Source organism: Actinoallomurus liliacearum (assembly GCF_039542035.1).
Classification (GTDB): domain Bacteria; phylum Actinomycetota; class Actinomycetes; order Streptosporangiales; family Streptosporangiaceae; genus Actinoallomurus; species Actinoallomurus liliacearum.
In genome coordinates this window covers 106,322-124,451 of the sequence record NZ_BAABHJ010000012.1, presented here as the reverse complement: position 1 = coordinate 124,451, position 18,130 = coordinate 106,322, and the positions used below count along the sequence as shown (strand labels likewise).

General features: G+C 70.3%; 21 protein-coding genes. 10 read left to right on the top strand and 11 right to left on the bottom strand.

The annotated features are described in order from the left end of the window. Positions 1-28: 28 nt before the first annotated feature. Complete coding sequence (locus tag ABD978_RS21130) at positions 29-418, bottom strand: RidA family protein (protein WP_345356965.1); 390 nt, start codon at positions 416-418, stop codon at positions 29-31. Between the two features lie 72 nt (positions 419-490). Between ABD978_RS21130 and ABD978_RS21125 the strand changes: the two genes are divergently transcribed. Next, a complete protein-coding gene (locus tag ABD978_RS21125) occupies positions 491-1,399 on the top strand; it encodes a LysR family transcriptional regulator (protein ID WP_345356962.1) in 909 nt (302 codons plus the stop codon). A 16-nt stretch (positions 1,400-1,415) separates the two neighbouring features. On the opposite strand, the gene ABD978_RS21120 is transcribed toward ABD978_RS21125, so the two are convergent. Beyond that, positions 1,416-2,120: an NAD(P)-dependent oxidoreductase gene (locus ABD978_RS21120; protein ID WP_345356959.1), complete on the bottom strand. Its 705-nt coding sequence runs from the start codon at positions 2,118-2,120 to the stop codon at positions 1,416-1,418. A 98-nt stretch (positions 2,121-2,218) separates the two neighbouring features. Between ABD978_RS21120 and ABD978_RS21115 the strand changes: the two genes are divergently transcribed. After that, the gene (locus ABD978_RS21115; protein ID WP_345356956.1) at positions 2,219-2,659 is read left to right on the top strand and encodes a winged helix-turn-helix transcriptional regulator; all 441 of its coding nucleotides are present in this window, start codon (positions 2,219-2,221) and stop codon (positions 2,657-2,659) included. Positions 2,660-2,837: 178 nt separating this feature from the next. Next, entirely contained in the window at positions 2,838-4,202 is a 1,365-nt protein-coding gene (locus ABD978_RS21110; protein WP_345356953.1) for a cytochrome P450, read from the top strand. A gap of 9 nt (positions 4,203-4,211) precedes the next feature. On the opposite strand, the gene ABD978_RS43945 is transcribed toward ABD978_RS21110, so the two are convergent. Then, positions 4,212-4,313 carry a DUF397 domain-containing protein gene (locus ABD978_RS43945; protein ID WP_364440440.1) on the bottom strand — a complete coding sequence of 34 codons (102 nt, stop codon included), beginning with the start codon at positions 4,311-4,313 and terminating at the stop codon, positions 4,212-4,214. After that, positions 4,304-5,005, bottom strand: coding sequence for a helix-turn-helix domain-containing protein (locus tag ABD978_RS21105; RefSeq protein WP_345356950.1), 702 nt, complete (start codon positions 5,003-5,005; stop codon positions 4,304-4,306). Before ABD978_RS21105 ends, ABD978_RS43945 begins: the two co-directional genes overlap by 10 nt. 163 nt (positions 5,006-5,168) lie before the next feature. Between ABD978_RS21105 and ABD978_RS21100 the strand changes: the two genes are divergently transcribed. Next, a complete protein-coding gene (locus ABD978_RS21100; protein ID WP_345356947.1) occupies positions 5,169-5,591 on the top strand; it encodes an ATP-binding protein in 423 nt (140 codons plus the stop codon). A gap of 106 nt (positions 5,592-5,697) precedes the next feature. Here the strand turns inward: ABD978_RS21100 and ABD978_RS21095 are convergent, their stop codons facing one another. Further along, positions 5,698-6,261: a dihydrofolate reductase family protein gene (locus ABD978_RS21095; RefSeq protein WP_345356944.1), complete on the bottom strand. Its 564-nt coding sequence runs from the start codon at positions 6,259-6,261 to the stop codon at positions 5,698-5,700. 449 nt (positions 6,262-6,710) lie between these two features. On the opposite strand from ABD978_RS21095, the gene ABD978_RS21090 reads away from it, so the two are divergent. The 5 genes from ABD978_RS21090 to ABD978_RS21070 all read left to right on the top strand — a co-directional run bounded on the left by ABD978_RS21090 (position 6,711) and on the right by ABD978_RS21070 (position 10,573). Beyond that, complete coding sequence (locus tag ABD978_RS21090; protein WP_345356941.1) at positions 6,711-7,166, top strand: hypothetical protein; 456 nt, start codon at positions 6,711-6,713, stop codon at positions 7,164-7,166. 189 nt (positions 7,167-7,355) lie between these two features. Beyond that, entirely contained in the window at positions 7,356-8,123 is a 768-nt protein-coding gene (locus ABD978_RS21085; protein ID WP_345356938.1) for a hypothetical protein, read from the top strand. 127 nt (positions 8,124-8,250) lie between these two features. Then, complete coding sequence (locus ABD978_RS21080; RefSeq protein WP_345356935.1) at positions 8,251-8,832, top strand: TetR/AcrR family transcriptional regulator; 582 nt, start codon at positions 8,251-8,253, stop codon at positions 8,830-8,832. 70 nt (positions 8,833-8,902) lie between these two features. Continuing rightward, complete coding sequence (locus tag ABD978_RS21075; RefSeq protein ID WP_345356932.1) at positions 8,903-10,045, top strand: serine hydrolase domain-containing protein; 1,143 nt, start codon at positions 8,903-8,905, stop codon at positions 10,043-10,045. A gap of 360 nt (positions 10,046-10,405) precedes the next feature. Beyond that, positions 10,406-10,573: a hypothetical protein gene (locus tag ABD978_RS21070; protein ID WP_345356929.1), complete on the top strand. Its 168-nt coding sequence runs from the start codon at positions 10,406-10,408 to the stop codon at positions 10,571-10,573. Positions 10,574-10,644: 71 nt separating this feature from the next. Here ABD978_RS21070 and ABD978_RS21065 read toward each other — a convergent pair whose 3' ends face one another. From ABD978_RS21065 to ABD978_RS21045, 5 genes are read right to left on the bottom strand one after another with little or no spacing between them, the layout of a single operon-like run. Next, complete coding sequence (locus ABD978_RS21065; protein WP_345356927.1) at positions 10,645-11,814, bottom strand: lipid-transfer protein; 1,170 nt, start codon at positions 11,812-11,814, stop codon at positions 10,645-10,647. Beyond that, positions 11,811-13,112, bottom strand: coding sequence for an OB-fold domain-containing protein (locus ABD978_RS21060; RefSeq protein WP_345356924.1), 1,302 nt, complete (start codon positions 13,110-13,112; stop codon positions 11,811-11,813). Before ABD978_RS21060 ends, ABD978_RS21065 begins: the two co-directional genes overlap by 4 nt. Positions 13,113-13,121: 9 nt before the next feature. Beyond that, on the bottom strand, positions 13,122-14,294 hold the full coding sequence (locus tag ABD978_RS21055; RefSeq protein ID WP_345356921.1) for an acyl-CoA dehydrogenase family protein: 1,173 nt from the start codon (positions 14,292-14,294) through the stop codon (positions 13,122-13,124). After that, on the bottom strand, positions 14,294-15,367 hold the full coding sequence (locus tag ABD978_RS21050) for an acyl-CoA dehydrogenase family protein (RefSeq protein ID WP_345356918.1): 1,074 nt from the start codon (positions 15,365-15,367) through the stop codon (positions 14,294-14,296). The genes ABD978_RS21055 and ABD978_RS21050 overlap by 1 nt, the downstream gene beginning before the upstream one ends. Beyond that, entirely contained in the window at positions 15,336-17,027 is a 1,692-nt protein-coding gene (locus ABD978_RS21045; RefSeq protein ID WP_345356915.1) for an AMP-binding protein, read from the bottom strand. Before ABD978_RS21045 ends, ABD978_RS21050 begins: the two co-directional genes overlap by 32 nt. 225 nt (positions 17,028-17,252) lie before the next feature. On the opposite strand from ABD978_RS21045, the gene ABD978_RS21040 reads away from it, so the two are divergent. Beyond that, a complete protein-coding gene (locus ABD978_RS21040) occupies positions 17,253-17,843 on the top strand; it encodes a TetR family transcriptional regulator (protein ID WP_345356912.1) in 591 nt (196 codons plus the stop codon). Between the two features lie 76 nt (positions 17,844-17,919). Here ABD978_RS21040 and ABD978_RS21035 read toward each other — a convergent pair whose 3' ends face one another. Further along, positions 17,920-18,045 (bottom strand): hypothetical protein, encoded by a 126-nt coding sequence (locus ABD978_RS21035; RefSeq protein WP_345356909.1) that lies wholly within the window; start codon positions 18,043-18,045, stop codon positions 17,920-17,922. Between the last annotated feature and the right edge of the window lie 85 nt (positions 18,046-18,130).

Genomic DNA, 18,130 nt, shown 5'->3' with positions numbered 1-18,130 from the left:
GCCCGTTCCCGCAGAACGGATCGGGCTGTTACGCGGTGGCCCGCCGCGCGTACACCTCGATCTCGATCCTCATCCGGGGGTCGGCGAGACCGCACATGAGCATCGTGGCGGCCGGCCGGACGTCACCGAAGTAGCGGCGCAGGGTCGGCCAGCAGGACTCGAAGTCCTCGCGGTCAGGCAGCAGGTAGCGCACCCGCACCACGTCGGCGAAGGTGCACTTCGCCTCGGTCAGCGCCGCCTCGATGTTTCGCAGGCACTGCTCGGCCTGCTCCACTACGTCGTCGGCGATCGTCATGGTGGTGTAGTCGAACCCGGTCGTCCCGGACACGTGCACCCAGTCGCCGTCGACCACGGCGCGGGCATAGCCGATCTGCTCCTCAAAGGTCGAGCCGCTGAGGATCGCACGTCGCTCTGTCATGCGCCGAACGCTAAGTGAGCAGTGCCGATACGTCTAATACAGCCACAGGCATGACCTGATATCTCTAGGCGTATGGAGCGCCCCGAACTCCCCCTTCCACAGCTGCATGCCTTCGTCGTGCTCGCCGAGGAACTCCACTTCGGCCATGCGGCCGCCCGCCTGGGAATCGCCCAGCCGCCCCTGAGCCAGCAGATCCGCCGCCTGGAGGACAAGGTCGGCCACGCGCTGTTCAGCCGCGAACCAGGACGCGTCACGCTCACCGCAACCGGCCGCGAACTGCTGCCCGCCGCACGGCGGGCCCTCACCGACCTTGCGGACGGCCTGGCCGCGGCCCGGGCCGTTGGCAGCGGCCAGACCGGCCGTCTACGGATCGGCTTCGCCGCCTCGCTCGCCCTGACCGTCCTGCCCGGCCTGCTGCGTACCTTCCGGCAGCGGTTCCCCGGCGTGCACCTGGACATCCGTGAGATGACCACCGCGCCGCAGATCGCCGCTCTGCACGCCGAGACCATCGACATCGGCCTGCTGCGCGAGCCCCCCGCCGCCGAGGCAGAACTCGGCTTCAGAACGATACTCACCGAGCCCTTTGTGGCCGTGCTGCCGGTCACGCATCCGCTTGCCGCCCAACGGACCGTGCGACTTGCTCAGTTGGCGGACTCGCCCTTCGTGCTGCTGCCCCGTGCGGTCGGCCCACAGCTGTACGACCAGATCACCGGCCTGTGCACCGCGGCGGGCTTCACACCGCGGATAGCCCAGCACGCGGTGGAGTGGCAGACCGTGTGCGCGCTCGTGGAAACCGGTCTGGGCGTCTCCTTGGCTCCGGCGAGCATCCGACGCATCCGTCTCAAGAGCGTCGCCTTCCGCAGGATCGAGCCCGGCATCGCCCGCACGCGAGTCGCCGTCGCCTGGCGCAAGAACGACCATAACCCCCTGGTGACACGTCTGCTGGCGACCGTCAGTCAAGATCCGCCGGACAGACCCTAGGCCGTTCCGAGGCGGCTCACGCCCCGTCCTCCCCGTCGCCGAAGACGGAGACGCGGGTGCGGTGATGGCGCGGCGTCTCGATCTCGTCGAGCGCCGCCACCGCGAGGTCGGCGTACGAGAGGCGGACCTCCCACCGCGGCGCGGTCTCACCTCCGATCCGGTAGCCGCCCGTCCTCGTGCCATCGGCCTCCAGCCGGGCGGGCGGGGTCAGCATCAGCCAGTCGACGGCCGAGCCCGCCTCGCGAAGCCGGTCCAAGCCGGCGGCGTGCGCGGCCGCGAACGGCCGGAGCTCCTTCGCGAACGAGCGGAACTCGGGCGGGTACGCGGCGGGGTCGTCCATCACCAGACCGCCGCCGGGCGATTCGAGGGTGGAGAACAGGCCGATCGCGACGAGCCGGGGAACCCCGGCCTCGGACAGGCCGCCCACCAGCGCGTCGGCGGCCTGCACGAAGAACGCGGGATCGAGGTCGTCGAACCCCTGCTGAGGACCGGACATCGGACTCACCGCATGGACCGCCGCGTCGTGACCTTCGCCGATCGCGGCGATGGCTCGTACGTCGGTCACGTCCCCCGGCACCACCCGCACACCGTCCGTCGCGAGATCGGGATGCCGGGCCGGATCCCGTACGACCGCTGTGACCCGATGGCCCCGGCTCCGGGCCTCGGCGGTGATGGCCCGTCCCGCCCGGCCACCGGCCCCGAAGATGACGATTCCACTCATGTCGCTGTTCCCTTCCGGCCGCGTACTTCGCCGCCGGAACAGGACGGTATCTACGGGATACTGGTTACCTCAAAGATACCGGGATAGGCTGCGGGACCATGGCCGAGCCGCTGGACCCGGAGATGTTCGACCCCGTCTGCCCGTCGAGCGCCATGCCGATCCAGATCGGCGACAAGTGGACCGCGATGGTGGTGATCTGCCTTGAAAGCGGCCCGCGACGCTTCACCGAACTACGGGTGCCGTTGCGCGGCATCACCCCGAAGGTCCTGACCCAGACCCTGCGCGCGATGGAGCGCGACGGCCTGGTCACCCGGACGGCGTACGACGAGAACCCACCGCGTGTCGAGTACGAACTGACCGACCTGGGCCGCACCCTGCTGACCCTGATCGACGCCGCCCGCGCCTGGAGCAGGGACCATCTCCCCGCCCTGCTCGAGGCTCGGGAAAGGCACGAAACGACGCCGCGTCCGGCACTTCTGAGAGCCGGCGAGCCGTCGCGGCCCGGCACGGCCGCCTCGACGCATCTCCATCGCCAATAACCGGGACGAATCAGCACTTAAGCGGAGAATCTAGGATACGGTCTGGCCATTTCGCCGCTGAGTGGCACAAAATCTCAGAGCGGAATCCCCCGCACCGACACCGGCCTTTCCTCCGGCCGGCAGCCGGACCCCACACGGACCGTCGGCATATCCCGGCCGGATTCAGGAGTAGCGCCAGATGAGTACAGCTACGCAGGCCGACACCCCGGTACCGGTTCCCGGAGTCCGCGGCGTTCCCTTCGTCGCGCTGGCGAGGGACCCGTTCGGTTTCTGCATGAAGGCCGCCCGGGAAGGCGACGGCCTGGTACGGCTCGGCGCCGGACCGGTCCGCGCCTACCTCGTCAGCCACCCGGACTACGTACGCCACATCCTGGTCGGCAACGCGGCCAACTACGTCAAGGGCAGCATCATGGACGGCATCCGGCTCGCCCTCGGCAACGGCCTGTTCACCAGCGACGGCGCCTTCTGGCGGCGGCAGCGTCGGCTCATGCAGCCCGCCTTCCACAGTCGGCAGATCCAGCGTATGGCCGAGACCGTGCGGGAAACGGTACGTGACTCGATGGCAGGCTGGGCCCCGGCCGTCACGAACGGCACGCCGATCGACATGCTCCGCGAATCCGTGCGGATGAACATCCGGATCATCCTGGAGACCCTGTTCGGGACCGCCGTGGACGAGGAGCGCTCCGTCCGCCTGCTGGACCTGACGGACCGGGTGTTCGCCGGCATGACCCGGCGGGTCTGGACGTTCTTCGTGCCGTCGTGGCTGCCGACCCCCGGCGCCGCGGCGTACCGGCGCGCCATCGAGGCGCTCGACCAGGAGATCTACGCTCTTATCGCCGCCCGCCGTGCGGCCCTGGCCAGCGGCGACGCCCAAGCGGACCTGCTGAGCATACTCATCCAGGCCGAGGACTCCGAGACCGGCGAGCGGATGAGCGACTGTCAGCTCCGCGACGAGATCTTCACCATCTTCATCGCCGGCTACGAGTCGACCGCGACCGGCGTCGCGTGGGCCTGGCACCTGCTGTGCCGAAATCCCGAGGCCGCGACCCGCCTGCGGGAGGAGGTCGACCGGGTCCTCAGCGGCCGGGCCCCCGGCTATGACGACCTCACCGAGCTGACGTACACCCGGCGGATCGTCGACGAGACCTTCCGGCTGTACCCGGCGTTCCCGATGTACTTCCGGGGCTCGGTCGAGGACGACGTGGTCGGCCCGTACGCGATCCCCGGCGGCGCGAACATCATCCTCAGCCCGTACGCCACCCACCACGACCCGCGCTTCTGGGATGACCCGGAGGCGTTCGACCCGGACCGCTTCGCCCCGGACCGCCACGACTCCCGCGCCCGCGAGGCGTACTACCCGTTCGGGAAGGGACAACGCCTGTGCATCGGCGAACCGATGGCGCTCACGATCGCGCAGTTGCTGATCGCGACGATCGCCCAGGCGTACGAGGTGCGGACCGCGCCCGGCGTTCAGGTCACCGGCCACTACGCCATGACCTACCAGCCGAAACACGGCCTCCCCGTGATCCTCACCCCCCGCTGATCGGCCGCGTCAGCCCGCCGCGCTCATCCCAACGACGGTCACCTCGACGCATTGACCGCCGTTTCCTTCGCTGTGACTGCTTTTTCTCCAAGAGCTGGCCGTCACGTCCATCGTTCCTCCAGAACCCGGCTGATCAGATCTCTGGACATCTCCACCGGAAGGGCTCGAGACCGGATCTGATCGTACGTTTCCGAGAGTAGGCGAATGTCGTCCGGTTCGCTCGTCGTGATTCCGCGAACGGCTGTCGCCACGTACGCCAGCTCGGTTCGGTTCGGAAGAGTTGCGAGAACGAATCCCCCAGCCGTGCCGATTGGGCCGAACGGGTCGGGAACGATCTGAACGGAGATACGCGGGGACACGCGAGGCGGTGGCGGATCCTCACGCGAGAGGATCGCCTGGCGCTTCATGCGAGCGGCGGTCGCGGCCGTGTCTTCGCCCAGCAGCGCTGAGGCGTAGTCCTCGGTCTGGAGGAGGCCGTCCACGACCAGGCACTGGTAGGTCCCCAGGAATTCGGCCTCGGACTCGACCTCGGGCCAGTCGAACCAGACCGGGAAGGCCGCATCCACGACCAGTTCGTCCCAGAGGGACGGGAGGGCTCCGCGGGTGTCGAGGAGCTCGTCGAGTTTGACGGCGATGGCCCGGTCGCAGCGCGTTTCACCGCGCTCGATCTTGCCGATGTGGGAGCCGCAGACGGGGACCTTCTCCCCTAGTTGATCCTGGGAGAGACCGGAGATCGAGCGGTACCGCTTCACCTGGGAACCGAACAGTTCGAGCGTCTTGGGGCGCTTCTTGCCGATCGCCATTCGCCACTCCTCCTCGGTGTCGCGACTCTTCACAACTGGGGGCGCGAGAGTCGGCACGTTCACCCCTGGATACGACAGTCCTCACCAGCGGCTTCTCTGTCCACAGACCATGTCACCACACGTCATCACGCGAATGCAGGGAGTTTTCCCGAAAGGACGCCGCATGGTCACGACAAGTCCGGACGAATGGGTCCCGCCGCCCCGTCTCACCCTTGAATTGCACGCCTGCGCCGAGAATGTCTACTTGGTGCGCAACCTCGTCGATCAGGCCGCCGACTCCTGGAGCCTGTCGCAGGAAGTCCGTCACCTCGGCCGGCTGATCCTCACGGAGCTCACGACGAACGCCTGTCGGCTCTATCCGGGCAAGGTGATCCACACGTGGGTCGCGACTCCGCGGTACGGCGTCGGCGAGGTCGGCGTGTGGGACCCCGACCGCGTCAACCTGCCTCGGATCATCGCCGTCGACGAGGTCGCGGAGACCGGACGCGGCCTGTTCATCATCAACGAGCTCACCGGTGGCCGGCTCGGCTGGTACCCGTCCCGGGAGCGCCCGGGCAAGGTCGTCTGGGCTCGTTTCGGGCCCTGAGCGGCCGGGGGCGTACACGATGCTCGGTGAACGTCCTGGCCGGGCCGCTCGGCGCCCGGGTATGGGCGCTTCGCGACGGCGTTCACCGAGCATTGGGCACACGGTCTCAGGCCCGCTTCGGCTCGTAGTGCATCGCGGTGATCCCGCAGTCGAACGGCGTCGCGGCGACGAGGTTCAGCCGCTGGACACCGTGGGCGTAGGGGAACACCGGCAGCCCGACGCCGATCGCGCTCGGGTTGACGAACAGGTGCAGCTCGTCGATCAGCCCCTGGGCGATCAGGCTCGTTACGAGCGTGCTGCCGCCGTAGACGATGATGTCCCCGCCCGGCTCGGACTTGAGCCGCTTCACGATTTCCGCGAGATCGCCGCCCGCGACGACGGCGTTCTTCCAGGGCGACTCGGTGAGGCTGTCGGAGATCACGACCTTCGGCGTGTTGTTCATCGCGTCGATGGCCTTCTGGTCCTCACCGGGAGGGCCCGCCTCCCAGGCCGGGATGAACCCCTCGGCGAGCCTGCGGCCCAGCATGATGGTGTCGACCGGCTCCATCAGCGCCGTGATGTACGCCTTGATGTCGTCGGTCCACGGGAACGTCATCCAGTCCATCTCGCCGTTCGGGCCTCCCATGTAGCCGTCGGCGGTGGTCTGAACCTGGAGCTTGAGCTTGCGCACGGCTGCTTCCTCTCGGGTGATGCGTGGGAGCGGCGGCTCCGTCCGGCCCCGCCGTCCTGATGTGCCTTCAGCGTGGCCGAGCCCGATTACGGAATCTTTACGGCTTCCCTCCGCCCCCGAGGGCATCCGATCGGGACCGAAGGGCCGCGCCACGTCCGGCATCGTCCGGGCCGTCCCGGCGGACGACCGCGATGCCGCGTCGCCGATCCGCCCCGGCACCGGCTTCGGGACGGGGTGGCGGAAATGTCGACGCAGCACGACCACGCGTCCGGCACCGAAACCGAAGAAGGCCACCAGACGGCGCGGCGTCCACCGACACATCGTGGAAAACACTGACTCCCCGGCATTCGGGCGACCAATAGCGGACGACAGATATAGCCGCACTCATGCTAATTTCGCGACTAGTTATCATCCATCCGCGAAGGGAACGGTACGTGCGAAAAGTCCAAATGCTCATCGCCGTGCTCGCGGCCTTAGTCGCAACGGTCTGCGCGACCGCGCCGACCTCATCCGTCGCGAACGCCGCCACGACACCGTCCGCGTCTTCGGCGCCTGTTCCGGGAGACCTGCCCATAAGCGAGGCCGGCGCGAAGTGGTATCACCTCTGGGGGCCGGCTGCGGCCTGGACGAGCGGCACCTACAACTCGTGGCGTTCCAATCACTTCAAGACCCGAAGTAAGGTCCTGGGCATCATCTTCAGATGCTGGTACTGGAGGGGCGGCGACACGATGTTCGCGGCGATCTACGGTGCCACAGTCCCCGTGAAAAGCCACAATATGCGCTGTGATGGCCACTGGAAGAACCTGGTCTTCAAACACGCGAACACCCGGTCGAACTACTACGTCGGCGTGTACGTGATCGGCACGAAGACGCTGGTACAAGTGGGAGCCGAATACTACAAGTAGCACACGAGACCGACCGCCACGCGAACAGATCGGTGCCCCGTCCAGGGCGCCATAAGGCACCGTTTCGAGTTCGGCGCCATTCCGTCGGCCCACGGCGCGCCGTACACCGTGCTCTCGGACGCACGGTGTACGGTGCGCCGGTCGGTTAGGCTGTGGCGTGCAGCAGGTTCCGGCCGGAGGGTTCTCATCGTGATCGCCGGGAAGACAGCCGAGCACCACGGGGTCGCACCGCCCCCGTACGTCGAGCGCTTCCGGCGCTTCGGGCCCATTGCGTCGGTCGCCGCAGGCGGGGTCGCAATCGTGCTGTCGTCCCTTTGGCTCGTTCAGGCCGCACGCGGCGCACATCTGGATGACGGCCCGCCGGCTCTCGCTCTGCTATGCACGGCGCTCGGGATGGTCGGCTTCGGTACGGTAAGACTTGCCCGGGGACACTCCAAGGGCCGGGTCGCCTTTTCCATCGATGCCGATGGGGTCTACTTCGCCGACTGCGTTTACCCGGGATCTGAACCCGATGGACAGGCACGACGGATTCCCTGGGACGAGATCAACGCGCTGATTCTGTTCTCCCGACGTACAGAGTTCCTTCGTGGCGCCGTCGAATGCGTTGGAGTTCGATTGAATTCATCCGTTGCCGGCTCTCCCGAAGACCATTTCGCACGCCTCAAGCAAATCCTTGCCAAGCCTGATATGGAACTCCACGTGTGGGAACAGCTCCGGGAGCTGGATCGGGACCTGCCGGAAGCACGGATGAAGACGGCGGTCAGCTTCCACACCGAAGTTCACGGGTGGAGCTACCGCCATTCCTCCGTGTTGGAGGCGGTGCGGGCCCACGCGCCCGGCGTTCCGGTCATCAGCTTCCCCGCGGATGACTATTACCACCTGGTGGGGTGGCGCGCGGACCAAGAAAAGTTGTGGCAGATCCTGCAAGACGCCGAGCTGCGCCGTTGGGGTTGGTGACGCGTCCGCTCCGGTAGCCCCGCAGCTCGAGACGGCGCAGGGCTGACGCCGGGATCGCCGACGCACTCGCGAGCCTAACGATGCTAGGTTGAAAACTAGAGGTTCTAGGAAGGGACGGAGGCGGCGCGTGGTCAGGGCGGGGCTCAGTGCGGCGAAGTTGACGGAGGCCGCCGCGGAGATGGCGGACGAGGTCGGGCTCGAGCAGGTCACCGTCTCCGCGCTCGCGCGGCGGTTCGGGGTCAAGGACGCCAGCCTGTACTCGCACGTCAAGAACCTGCGGGAGCTGCGCGTCCGAATCGCCCTGCTCGGCGGCGAGGAGCTGACCGACCGCATCGCGACGGAGGTGGCGGGCCGGGCGGGCAAGGACGCGCTCGTCGCCTTCGCGAACGCCTACCGGCGGTACGCGCTCGAACATCCCGGCCGGTACGCCGCGACCCAGATGCGGTTCGATCCGGAGGAGGTCGCCGACTCCGTGGCCCTGCGCCGCAGCATCGAGCTGACCTACGGGATGCTCCGCGCCTACGGCCTGACCGAGCCGGACCTGACCGACGCCGGCCGCCTGCTGCGCGCGGCCTTCCACGGCTACATCCACCTGGAGCTCAGCGGCGGTTTCGCGCACCCCCGTGAGATCGAGGACTCCTGGTCGCGCTCGCTGGACGCCCTCCACGTGCTCCTGGAGAACTGGCCGGCGCACCAGCCCGGTCGGTGAGCGGCCGGCGTACGGAGACACGCCCCGGCGACCGGCGACACGCATGACGACCACGCAAAGGACGGGAACAGTGGAGCGGTATCACGGATGGGCCGACGAGCGCTTCGGAGCCGTCGCGGACGCGTTCGCGCGTAACTTCGCGGACTTCCCCGAACTGGGCGCGGCGGTCGCGGTGTACGCCGGTGGCCGCAAGGTCGTGGATCTCTGGGGCGGGGTCGCGGACGAGCGGACCGGCCGGCCGTGGGAGCAGGACACGGTCGTGCCGGTGTTCTCCTGCGCCAAGGCCATCGTGAGCGTATGCGTGCACCTCCTCGCGCAGGAAGGGCGCCTCGACCTCGACGCACCGGTCGGCCGGTACTGGCCCGAGTTCGCGCGGAACGGCAAGGAGGCGATCAGCGGCCGCATGGTGCTCGGGCATCGCGCGGGAGTCCCCGTCCTCGACGAGGTGCTGCCCTTCGCGGAGATCGCCGCCTGGACGCCGGTGATCCACGCCATCGAGGAGCAGCGGCCGCTGTGGGAGCCGAACACTGCGTACGAATACCACGGCCACGTCTTCGGCTTCCTCCTCGGCGAGGTGATCCGGCGCCTCACCGGGCTGACCCCGGGCGCCTACTTCCGCAAGGCCGTGGGCGACCCCCTGAGGCTACGGGCCTGGATCGGCCTGCCGGACGAGGAGATGAGCGGCCGGGCGCGGCTCGTCGAAGCGGAGGGGCGGCCCGGGATGCCGGGGCCCGAGCACCTGCTCACCCGCATCGTGACGATGAACGGCGCGCTGGTCTTCCCCGGCCTGGACGAACCCCACGGCTGGAACGACCCGGCGCTGCTCGGAATGGAGCTGCCCGGTGCCGGCGCCACCGCGTCGGCGAGCGGTCTCGCCGGGCTGTACGCGGCGGCGGTCACCGGGATCGAGGGCCGGGAGCGGCTGCTCACGCCGGACACCGTGACAGACGCGGTCCGGGAGGTGTCGTCGGGGAAGGGCTGGCTGGGCTTCGACGCCGGGGCGCGCTGGGGCTCGGGCTTCCTGCTCGACTCGTCCTTCCGGCCGATGCTGGGCCGGCGCAGCTTCGGCAACGACGGGGCCGGCGGCCAGTTCGCCTTCGGTGACGACGAGTACGGCGTCGGGTTTGCCTATGTCGCCAACCGCATGGTCGGCCACGGCGACGCCCGCGCCACCCGCCTGATCATCGCCTTGCGCGCGTGCCTGGACCGCTGACGCCACCGCGTACGCAACCGCTCGGTGGAGGTGCGTCACACCCAGCAGGTGGGACCTACCCCGCCGAGTCCAACGCGGACAGTTCGGCGTCCCACCCGCTCAGCCAGGCCAGCGGCACGTCCGGCCGGAACCGCTCCGGCGGCAATCAGCCGATGACCTTCCCATGGAGCCCGTCCCGATCCGTCCGATCGAGGGCGGCGTTCCCCGAGCCTTCTGTGCGCCCCCGCACATGCCGCACTTCGCGCATCGGCGCGTGCCACGGCGGACCATCGGCTTGCGGGCGGGCATCGCTTCGGGACGGTTGTCATCGCCGCAGCGAACACGCCGCGGCGGCAGCAGCCGAACAGAGGAGAACTAGAGATGCCCAGCATCCCTGAGAACGCGGTCGACGGCGCCATCGTCGTCACCGGGGTCGCCGGCTACGTCGCCAGCAGGGTCGACCAGGCCCGACAGGCCCGTAAGACCGGCGAGGCCGGTCAGGGCGGCAAGGCCGGCGACAAGGGCAACGGCCGGAAGAGCAAGAGCTGAGCACGGTCCGCAACCGGCCGGCCTCCATCTCTCTGGGGATGGAGGCCGGTGTCCTCGAGTCTCTCGGCCCGTCAGGGGCGGCCGAGGATGAGGCCGCTGGTGGGGACGCCGGTGCCGGCGGTGACGAGGACGTTCGCCACGTCGGCGATCTGGTTGACGGAGGTGCCGCGGAGCTGGCGGACGGCCTCGGCGATGCCGTTCATGCCGTGAATGTACGCCTCGCCGAGCTGGCCGCCGTTCGGGTTGACCGGCAGGCGGCCGCCGAGCTCGATGCCGCCGTCCGCGATGAAGTCCTTCGCCTCGCCCCTTCCGCAGAAGCCGAGCTCCTCCAGTTGCACCAGGACGAACGGCGTGAAGTGGTCGTACAGGATGGCCGTCTGCACGTCGGCAGGCCCCAGCCTCGCCTGCCGCCAGAGCGCCTCCCCCACGCGGCCCATCGCCGGAAGGGTCGTCAGGTCGCCCTCGTAGTAGGAGAACATCATCATCTGGCCGGGCCCGGAGCCCTGCGCGGCCGCCCTGATCACCGCGGGCGGGTGGGGCAGGTCGCGGGCGCGTTCGGCGCTCGTCACGACGATCGCGACGCCGCCGTCGGACTCCTGACAGCAGTCGAGCAGGTGCAGCGGCTCGACGATCCACCGGCTGGCCTGGTGGTCCTCCAGGGTGATCGGCCGCTCGTGGAACCACGCCTTCGGGTTGGTCGCCGCGTGGCGGCGCATGGCCACGGCGACCCGCCCGAAGTCCTCGCTGGTCGCGCCGTACTCGTGCATGTACCGCCGGGCGTACATCGCGACCCATGCGGCCGGGGTCGCGAAGCCGTACGGCAGGTGCCAGGAGAACTCCAGGTCGGCGGCGCTCGCGGCGTGTTCCGAGCGGGCCGCCGCCTGGCCGAAGCGGCGCCCCGAACGCTCGTTGAACGCCCGGTAGCACACGACCGTCTCCGCCAGCCCGGTCGCGACCGCCATGGCCGCGTGCGCGACGGTTCCGCAGGCCGCGCCGCCGCCGTAGTCCACCCGGGAGAGGAAGGACAGGCCGGGGATGCCGAGCTCCCGCGCCACCGCGATCTCGGTGTTGGCGTCGGCCGTGAAGGTCACGAGGCCGTCGACGTCGGCCGGCGTCAGCCCGGCGTCCTTGATCGCGTCGATGCACGCCTCGGCGGCGAGCTGAAGCTCCGAGCGGCCCGACTCCTTGGAGAACTCGGTCGCCCCGATCCCGGCGATCGCCGCCGTTCCGGAGATGCTCATGATCGCCCCTTGAGTCGTACGGTGGCGATGGCATGGTCGCCGAGGCTCACGGCGCCGCGCACCTCGACGGTGCGGTCGTCGACCACCCGGCCGGTCATGGTCAGGGTGTCACCGGCGTACGCGGGGACGCCGAGCCGTACGGAGATGCCCTCGATGACGGCGTCCGGCAGTAGTTCGAGAACGTAGCGCTGGACCAGGCCCATCGTGGTGAGGATGTTGAGGAAGATGTCCTTGGACCCCTGAGCCCGGGCCAGCGCGGTGTCGTGGTGCACGGGCGTGAAGTCGCGCGTCGCGAGGGCGGTGGCGATCACGAAGGTCGGCGTCAGCTCGATGCTCAGCTCCACCGGCCCCGCCTCGCTCTCCGCGCCCGACGCCTCCGACGCGTCCGGCCGGAGCGGTGTGACCGGGTCCGGCGAAGAGCCGGCGGGGCGCCACTGGGGCAGGGTGAGGTCGTCATCCACCTCCTGGAAGACCAGCTCGAGCGGCATGCCGATGCGGACCTGGTCGAGCGGGCAGTCGAGAAGGTTTCCGACGACGCGCACGCCCTCCTCCAGGTCGACGAGCGCGACGACGAACGGCGGATCGAGGCCGGGGACCGGTGGATGGTGGTGGACGACGTAGCTGTGGAGCGTGCCATGCCCGCTCGCGGTGACGTGGTCGCGCTTGGTGGCGTGGCAGGCCGGGCACATCGGACCGGGCGGATGGCGCAGCCGACCGCACTCGGCGCAGCGCTGGATTCGCAGCTCCCCGGCGCGTACGCCGTCCCAGAAGAACCGGGTGTCCGGGCCGATCGCGGGCCGGAAGCGGCGGCCCTTCGCGGCCCGGCCGCCCGTCGCGCGCGGGCGGAACTTCAGCACCCGGAACATCATCTCGGCGACGCGTTCGTCCCCCGCGTACCAGGTCTGGTGCCAGGTGACGAAGTAACCCTCGCCCAGGCCGGTGCGCTTGGGCCCGGTGACGCCACCGAAGCGCATCGTCGAACGCAGCTCCTCGCCGTGCCGCAGGTACCGGTCGTAGGTCTGCTCGCAGTTGGTCGCGACCACGCCGGTGAAGCCGGCCTCGTTCAGCAGGGTCAGGATCCGGTCCGCGACCGTGCCGGGCTTGTCCCGGGCGAGGCCGGGCATCGACCAGACCTGGATCATCGTGGGCGGCGCCGTCCCGGCCCAGCGGGTGCGGTCGCCGAGCGCCTGGGTCCAGTTGCGGATCATCGCGGGGTTCACCGGGTCCGCGCAGGGCGCGGCGGGCCGCTCCCCCAGGGCGGTCAGCTCCTCCGCGAGGGCCATCAGCCGTTCGTGCAACGTGTCTCCTTACCGGGGGGCTCGCGGCAGGCCGAGGCCGATCATCGCGATCAGCTCCCGCTGGATCTCGTTGACGCCGCCGCCGAACGTCAGCACGATCGCGCCCTTCACGCCGTGGTCGAGGCGGTCGATGAGGTCACGGGTCTCCTCGTCGCCGGGATCGCCGTACCGGGCGAGGACGTCGCCGACGACGCGGCCGACGTCCTGCATGCGCTCCGACCCGTAGATCTTGGTGGCGGACGCGTCGGGCGCGCCGAGCCAGCCCAGGTCCATGCTCGCGGCGACCTGCCAGTTGAGCAGCTCGTTGACCCGCAGGTACGCGTGCACGCGGGCGACCGCGCGCCGTACGTCGGGGTGCTCGATGAGCGGACGGCCGTCGCGGCCCGGTTTCGTCCGCGCCCAGTGGGCGAACCGGTCGTAGGTGTGCCCGATGTTGCCCGCCGGGCCGAGCGTGACCCGCTCGTGGTTGAGCTGGTTGACGATGAGGTTCCAGCCCTTGTTCTCCTCGCCGACGAGCAGGTCGGCCGGGACCTTGACGTCCTGGTAGTAGGTGGAGTTGGTGTGGTGGCGGCCGTCCATGGTGACGATCGGCGTCCAGGAGAAGCCGGGGTCCTTGCAGTCGACGATGAGCATCGAGATGCCCTTGTGCTTCTTGGCGTCCGGGTCGGTCCGCGCGGCCAGCCAGACGTAGTCCGAGTAGTGCGCGCCCGAGGTGAAGATCTTCTGGCCGTTGACGATGTAGTGGTCGCCGTCCCGTACCGCCGTGGTGCGCAGCGCGGCCAGGTCCGTCCCGGCGCCGGGCTCGCTGTAGCCGATCGCGAAGTGGCACTCCCCGGCGAGGATTCCCGGCAGGAACCGCTTCTTCTGCGCGTCGGTTCCGAACTGCACGAGCGTCGGCGCGACGGTGTTCAGCGTGATGATCGGGTAAGGGACCTCGGCGCGGGCGATCTCGTTGGCGAAGATCTGCTGCTCGACGGGGCCGAAGCCCCCGCCGCCGTACTCCTTCGGCAGCGCGATGCCGAGCATGCCGTCGCTGCCGAGCCGCCGGCAGTGCGCCATGTACGCGGTCCCGAACGGGTCGTCGGCGATGTCGTTCCGCTGGTCCTCGGTCAGGCAGGAGGCGAAGTAGGCGCGCAGCTCGGAACGCAGCGCCTTCTGCTCGTCGGTCAGGTCGATGAACATCAGGCCACCAGAGCTCCAATCGCGTCCAACTGCGCCTCGGCGCCGCCCAGCAGGTGTGCGTGGTGTTTGGCCCAGGCGAAGTACCGGTGCAGCGGGTAGGTGACGTCCAGGCCGAGCCCGCCGTGCAGGTGCTGGCAGGTGTAGAAGGCCGCCAGCGCGGGTTCGCACACGTTGTACGCGGCGACGGCGAGCACCTCGGCCGCGTCGTCGAGTCCCTCGGCGAGCCGCCACACGCCCGCCCACACCGCCACGTCGAGCGCCCGCTTGGCGATGTACACGTCGCCGATCTGCATCGTGACGGCCTGGAACTCGGCGAGCGGCCGTTCGAACTGCTCGCGGGTCTTGACGTGCGCGGTGGTCAGCGCGAGCGCCGCGTCGAGCGCGCCGGACACGACGGCGACCGCGCCCGCGGTGGCGTACCCGGTGAGGGTCTCGTGGGCGCCGCCGCCGAGCAGCGCGTCCGCGCCGACCCGTACGCCCTCCAGGCCGGCCCGCGACAGCGGCTCGCCGGTGGCCGACGGCTGCGGGGCGAGCGCCATCCGACCGGGCTCGACGAGGAACACCCCGGTCTCCTCACCGATCAGCGCCGGGACGAGGACGGCGTCGGCCTGCTCGGCGTACGGGACGAAGGTCTTGATCCCGTCGAGGACGTACGTGTCCCCGTCGCGGCGCGCCGTCGTGGCCACGCCGGGGCCCGGCTCGCGGACCGCCACGCTCAGGACCGATCCGCCGGCGGCGAAGTCGGCGAGCCGGCCGCGCTGCCCGGCGGTGCCGTGCGCGGCCAGGGTCGCCGCCGCGACGAGGGAGCCGTACGCGGGGACCGGCGCGACGTGCGCGCCGACCTGGCGCATGATCACGGCGAACTCCACCGCCCCGAGCCCGGCGCCGCCCACGTCCTCGGGCAGGCAGGCGCCGAGCAGTCCCGCCTGCGCCATCGCCCGCCACAGCGCGGTGTCGTACGGCGCGTCCGACCTCTCGTGCGTCTCCAGGCGCTCCGCCGTCACCTCGCGGCCGAACAGGCCGTCCGCCAGGTCCTGCAGCTCACGCGCGCTCTCGTCCAGGTCGAAGTCCACGGTCCCCCTCCTCACATCGTGATTCCCACGGCCCGGCCGCCGAGCCGGTGCTCCCTGCGGGCCACAGGTGTCCCCTGCCCCGGCTCTCGAACTCCGCGTGCAGGCGGGCGGCGTCCTCGCCGGTCAGACGGCGGTACCGGAGCTCCCGGCCGGGCCGCCACCACACCGGGTCCGTGGTGTTCCAGGCGTCCGCCGCCAGCGCCCGCCGGACGACCTTGTTCGACGCGGTGGCCGGCAGCCGGTCGGCGACCCGGACATAGCGCGGCGTCCACTTGGGGCTCAGGTCGGCGCGCCCGCGCAGGAAAGCCGCGAACCGTTCCGGGTCGAAGGCGCCGACCAGCGCCACCATCACCTGGTCGCCGGCCGCGACGTCCGGCACGCCGTACACGGCGAGCGCCGCGACGCCGGGCAGCTCGCCGAGCACCCGTTCGACCTGGACGGCGCCGAAGTTCTCCCCGTCCACGCGGAGGCGGTCGGCGTCCCGTCCGGCGAAGAACACGAAGCCGTCCTCGTCCCGGTAGGCGAGGTCTCCGCTCCAGAACATGCCGTCCCGGAGCCGGTCGTCGGCGCGTTCGTTGTAGTAGCCGTCGAACAGGCCGAGCCCGCGCGTGTTCACGAGCTCGCCGACGGCCTCGTCGCCGTTGAGGACGCGGCCGGCGGGGTCCAGCCGCGCGGGCGGGCACTCCCGGCCGGTGGCCGGATCGAGGATCCGCACGCCGTCGCCGAGGCGGCCGAGCGCCCCCGGCGGGCCGGCCGGGTCGGGCGACAGGGCGATCGCCGTCTCGGTCGAGCCGTACCCGTCGACGACCGCGCAGCCGAACCGCTCGGCGAACCGCCGCTGCTCCAGCGGCGCGGCCTCGTTGCCGAACGCCACGCGGAGCGGGTTGTCCGCGTCGTCGGCGCGCTCGGGCGTCGCCAGGACGTACGACAGCGCCTTGCCGACATAGTGCAGGTACGTGCAGCCGTACCGGCGGACGTCGGGCAGCGTTCCGGAGGCGGAGAACCGCGCGCGGAGGACGAACTGCGCGCCGGCGGCGAGCGCCGGGGCGTACGCCGCCATGACCGCGCCGGAGTGGAACAGCGGCATGGGGCAGTAGACGACGTCGTCGGGTCCCAGCAGGCGGTCGGCCAGCACCGTGCCGGGGACGACGACCTTGCGGTGCGTGACGCGGACCGCCCGGGGCCGCCCGGACGTGCCGGACGTGAAGATCAGCATCAGAAGGGTCTCCGGCGCGACCGGCACGGGCTCCCCGGTGGGCGCGGCGCGCCCTGGCTCGGTGATCGGCAGGCCGGTGCGGGCGGCGACCCGTTCCGCGAGGGCCGCGTGGCGCGGCTCCGTCACGATCAGGTCGCAGTCGGCGCGGGTCGCGTCACCGGCCAGCTCGTCGGCGGCGCGTGCCGTGTTCAGCGCGACGATCACGTTCCCGGACAGGGCCGCGCCGCCGAGCAGGAACACCATCTCGGGAACATTGTCGAGCAGGACGCCGACGTGCAGCGGCCGCGTCCCGGGCTCGCGATGGGCGGTCTCGGCCATCCAGCCGGCGCGCTCAGCGCACTCCCGGACGACCTCGCGCCAGGTCCAGGCCTCGTCGGCGGCGCGGAGCCCGACGCGGTCGTCGGCGGACCGCGCCCGGAGCAGCTCGGCCACCGTTTCGGACACCGCGTCACCTCCCGGGCTCACCGGAAGAAAACTAGAACAGATTCTAGTATGTGTCCACCGCCGACGATCTCCGACCGCCCCTCCGGCCGCGTCAGGCTCCGCTTGCCTCGACGGAACGAGCAATCGTCCGGTAGGTCGCGGCATGCATAACGTGTTCTCGCCGGGCGGTACGCTGATCTACGACACGCGCGGGCGGGCACCGCGCCCGCAGTTTGAGGAGTCGTCGTGACGGCAGAGTCCACCGCCGCCGGCCATCCGGGGGTCCGCTCCCGCAGCCAGCAGCAGCGCCGCCGGCGCATCGTCCAGGCGGCCGCCGCCCTCGCCTCGCGCGGCGGCGTCGAGGCGATGCAGATGAGGACCGTCGCCGAGCGCGCCGGCGTGGCCCTCGGCACGCTCTACCGCTACTTCCCGTCCAAGATGGACCTGGTCGTCGCCGTCGTCAGCGAGGAGATGGACACCCTCGAGGGCAGCCTGGAGCGCCGCCCGCCGCGCTCGGCGACCGCGGCCGGACGCGCCGTCGAGGTGCTGATGCGCGCGACGCGGGGGTTGATGCGCGAGCCGGAGCTGGCCGACGCGCTGATCCGGTCACTGCTGCTGTCGGACGTCAAGACCGACTTCGGCAACCGCATGACCGGCCTGCTGGCCCGCGCCACGGGGACCGACCCCGGCGAGGGCGAGGAGACCCGCGCCCTCCTGCGGTCGCTCGGCAGCGTGTGGGTGATGGAGATGATCGAGATGCTCCGCGGCCACACCACTAACGAGGAGATCCAGGCACGCCTGGAGATCGCGGCGGCCCGCCTGCTCGCCGACTTCTGAGGACGGGGTCGGCGACGCGGGCCGCGTGGGGTGAAAGGCTCAGGCCGCCGAACGCGGGCGGCGCGAGGTCAAAGGCTCAGGCCGCCGCCCAGAGCTGCCGGTACATTCCGGTCTGAACCAGGTAGAGGGCCAGCCGGGTCACAAGGGCTTCGACGAGCATCACGAGCGCCTTGGCGAGGACGGTCGTCACGAGGTCAGGCATGGGGCACCTACGGGGTTGAGTGGGGATTCCTTCGCCTGAATTATGCCTTGTTGTCCGAATCGACGGTCGCGCTGGCAGGTGACGG

Coding starts and splice junctions, on each gene's coding strand:
- ABD978_RS21110 (WP_345356953.1), top strand. CDS start 2,838: ATGAGTACAGCTACGCAGGCCGACACCCCGGTACCGGTTCCCGGAGTC.
- ABD978_RS21125 (WP_345356962.1), top strand. CDS start 491: ATGGAGCGCCCCGAACTCCCCCTTCCACAGCTGCATGCCTTCGTCGTG.
- ABD978_RS21090 (WP_345356941.1), top strand. CDS start 6,711: ATGCTCATCGCCGTGCTCGCGGCCTTAGTCGCAACGGTCTGCGCGACC.
- ABD978_RS21035 (WP_345356909.1), bottom strand. CDS start 18,045: ATGCCTGACCTCGTGACGACCGTCCTCGCCAAGGCGCTCGTGATGCTC.
- ABD978_RS21115 (WP_345356956.1), top strand. CDS start 2,219: ATGGCCGAGCCGCTGGACCCGGAGATGTTCGACCCCGTCTGCCCGTCG.
- ABD978_RS21120 (WP_345356959.1), bottom strand. CDS start 2,120: ATGAGTGGAATCGTCATCTTCGGGGCCGGTGGCCGGGCGGGACGGGCC.
- ABD978_RS21065 (WP_345356927.1), bottom strand. CDS start 11,814: ATGAGCATCTCCGGAACGGCGGCGATCGCCGGGATCGGGGCGACCGAG.
- ABD978_RS21070 (WP_345356929.1), top strand. CDS start 10,406: ATGCCCAGCATCCCTGAGAACGCGGTCGACGGCGCCATCGTCGTCACC.
- ABD978_RS21130 (WP_345356965.1), bottom strand. CDS start 418: ATGACAGAGCGACGTGCGATCCTCAGCGGCTCGACCTTTGAGGAGCAG.
- ABD978_RS21100 (WP_345356947.1), top strand. CDS start 5,169: ATGGTCACGACAAGTCCGGACGAATGGGTCCCGCCGCCCCGTCTCACC.
- ABD978_RS21105 (WP_345356950.1), bottom strand. CDS start 5,005: ATGGCGATCGGCAAGAAGCGCCCCAAGACGCTCGAACTGTTCGGTTCC.
- ABD978_RS43945 (WP_364440440.1), bottom strand. CDS start 4,313: ATGGACGTGACGGCCAGCTCTTGGAGAAAAAGCAGTCACAGCGAAGGA.
- ABD978_RS21055 (WP_345356921.1), bottom strand. CDS start 14,294: ATGTTCATCGACCTGACCGACGAGCAGAAGGCGCTGCGTTCCGAGCTG.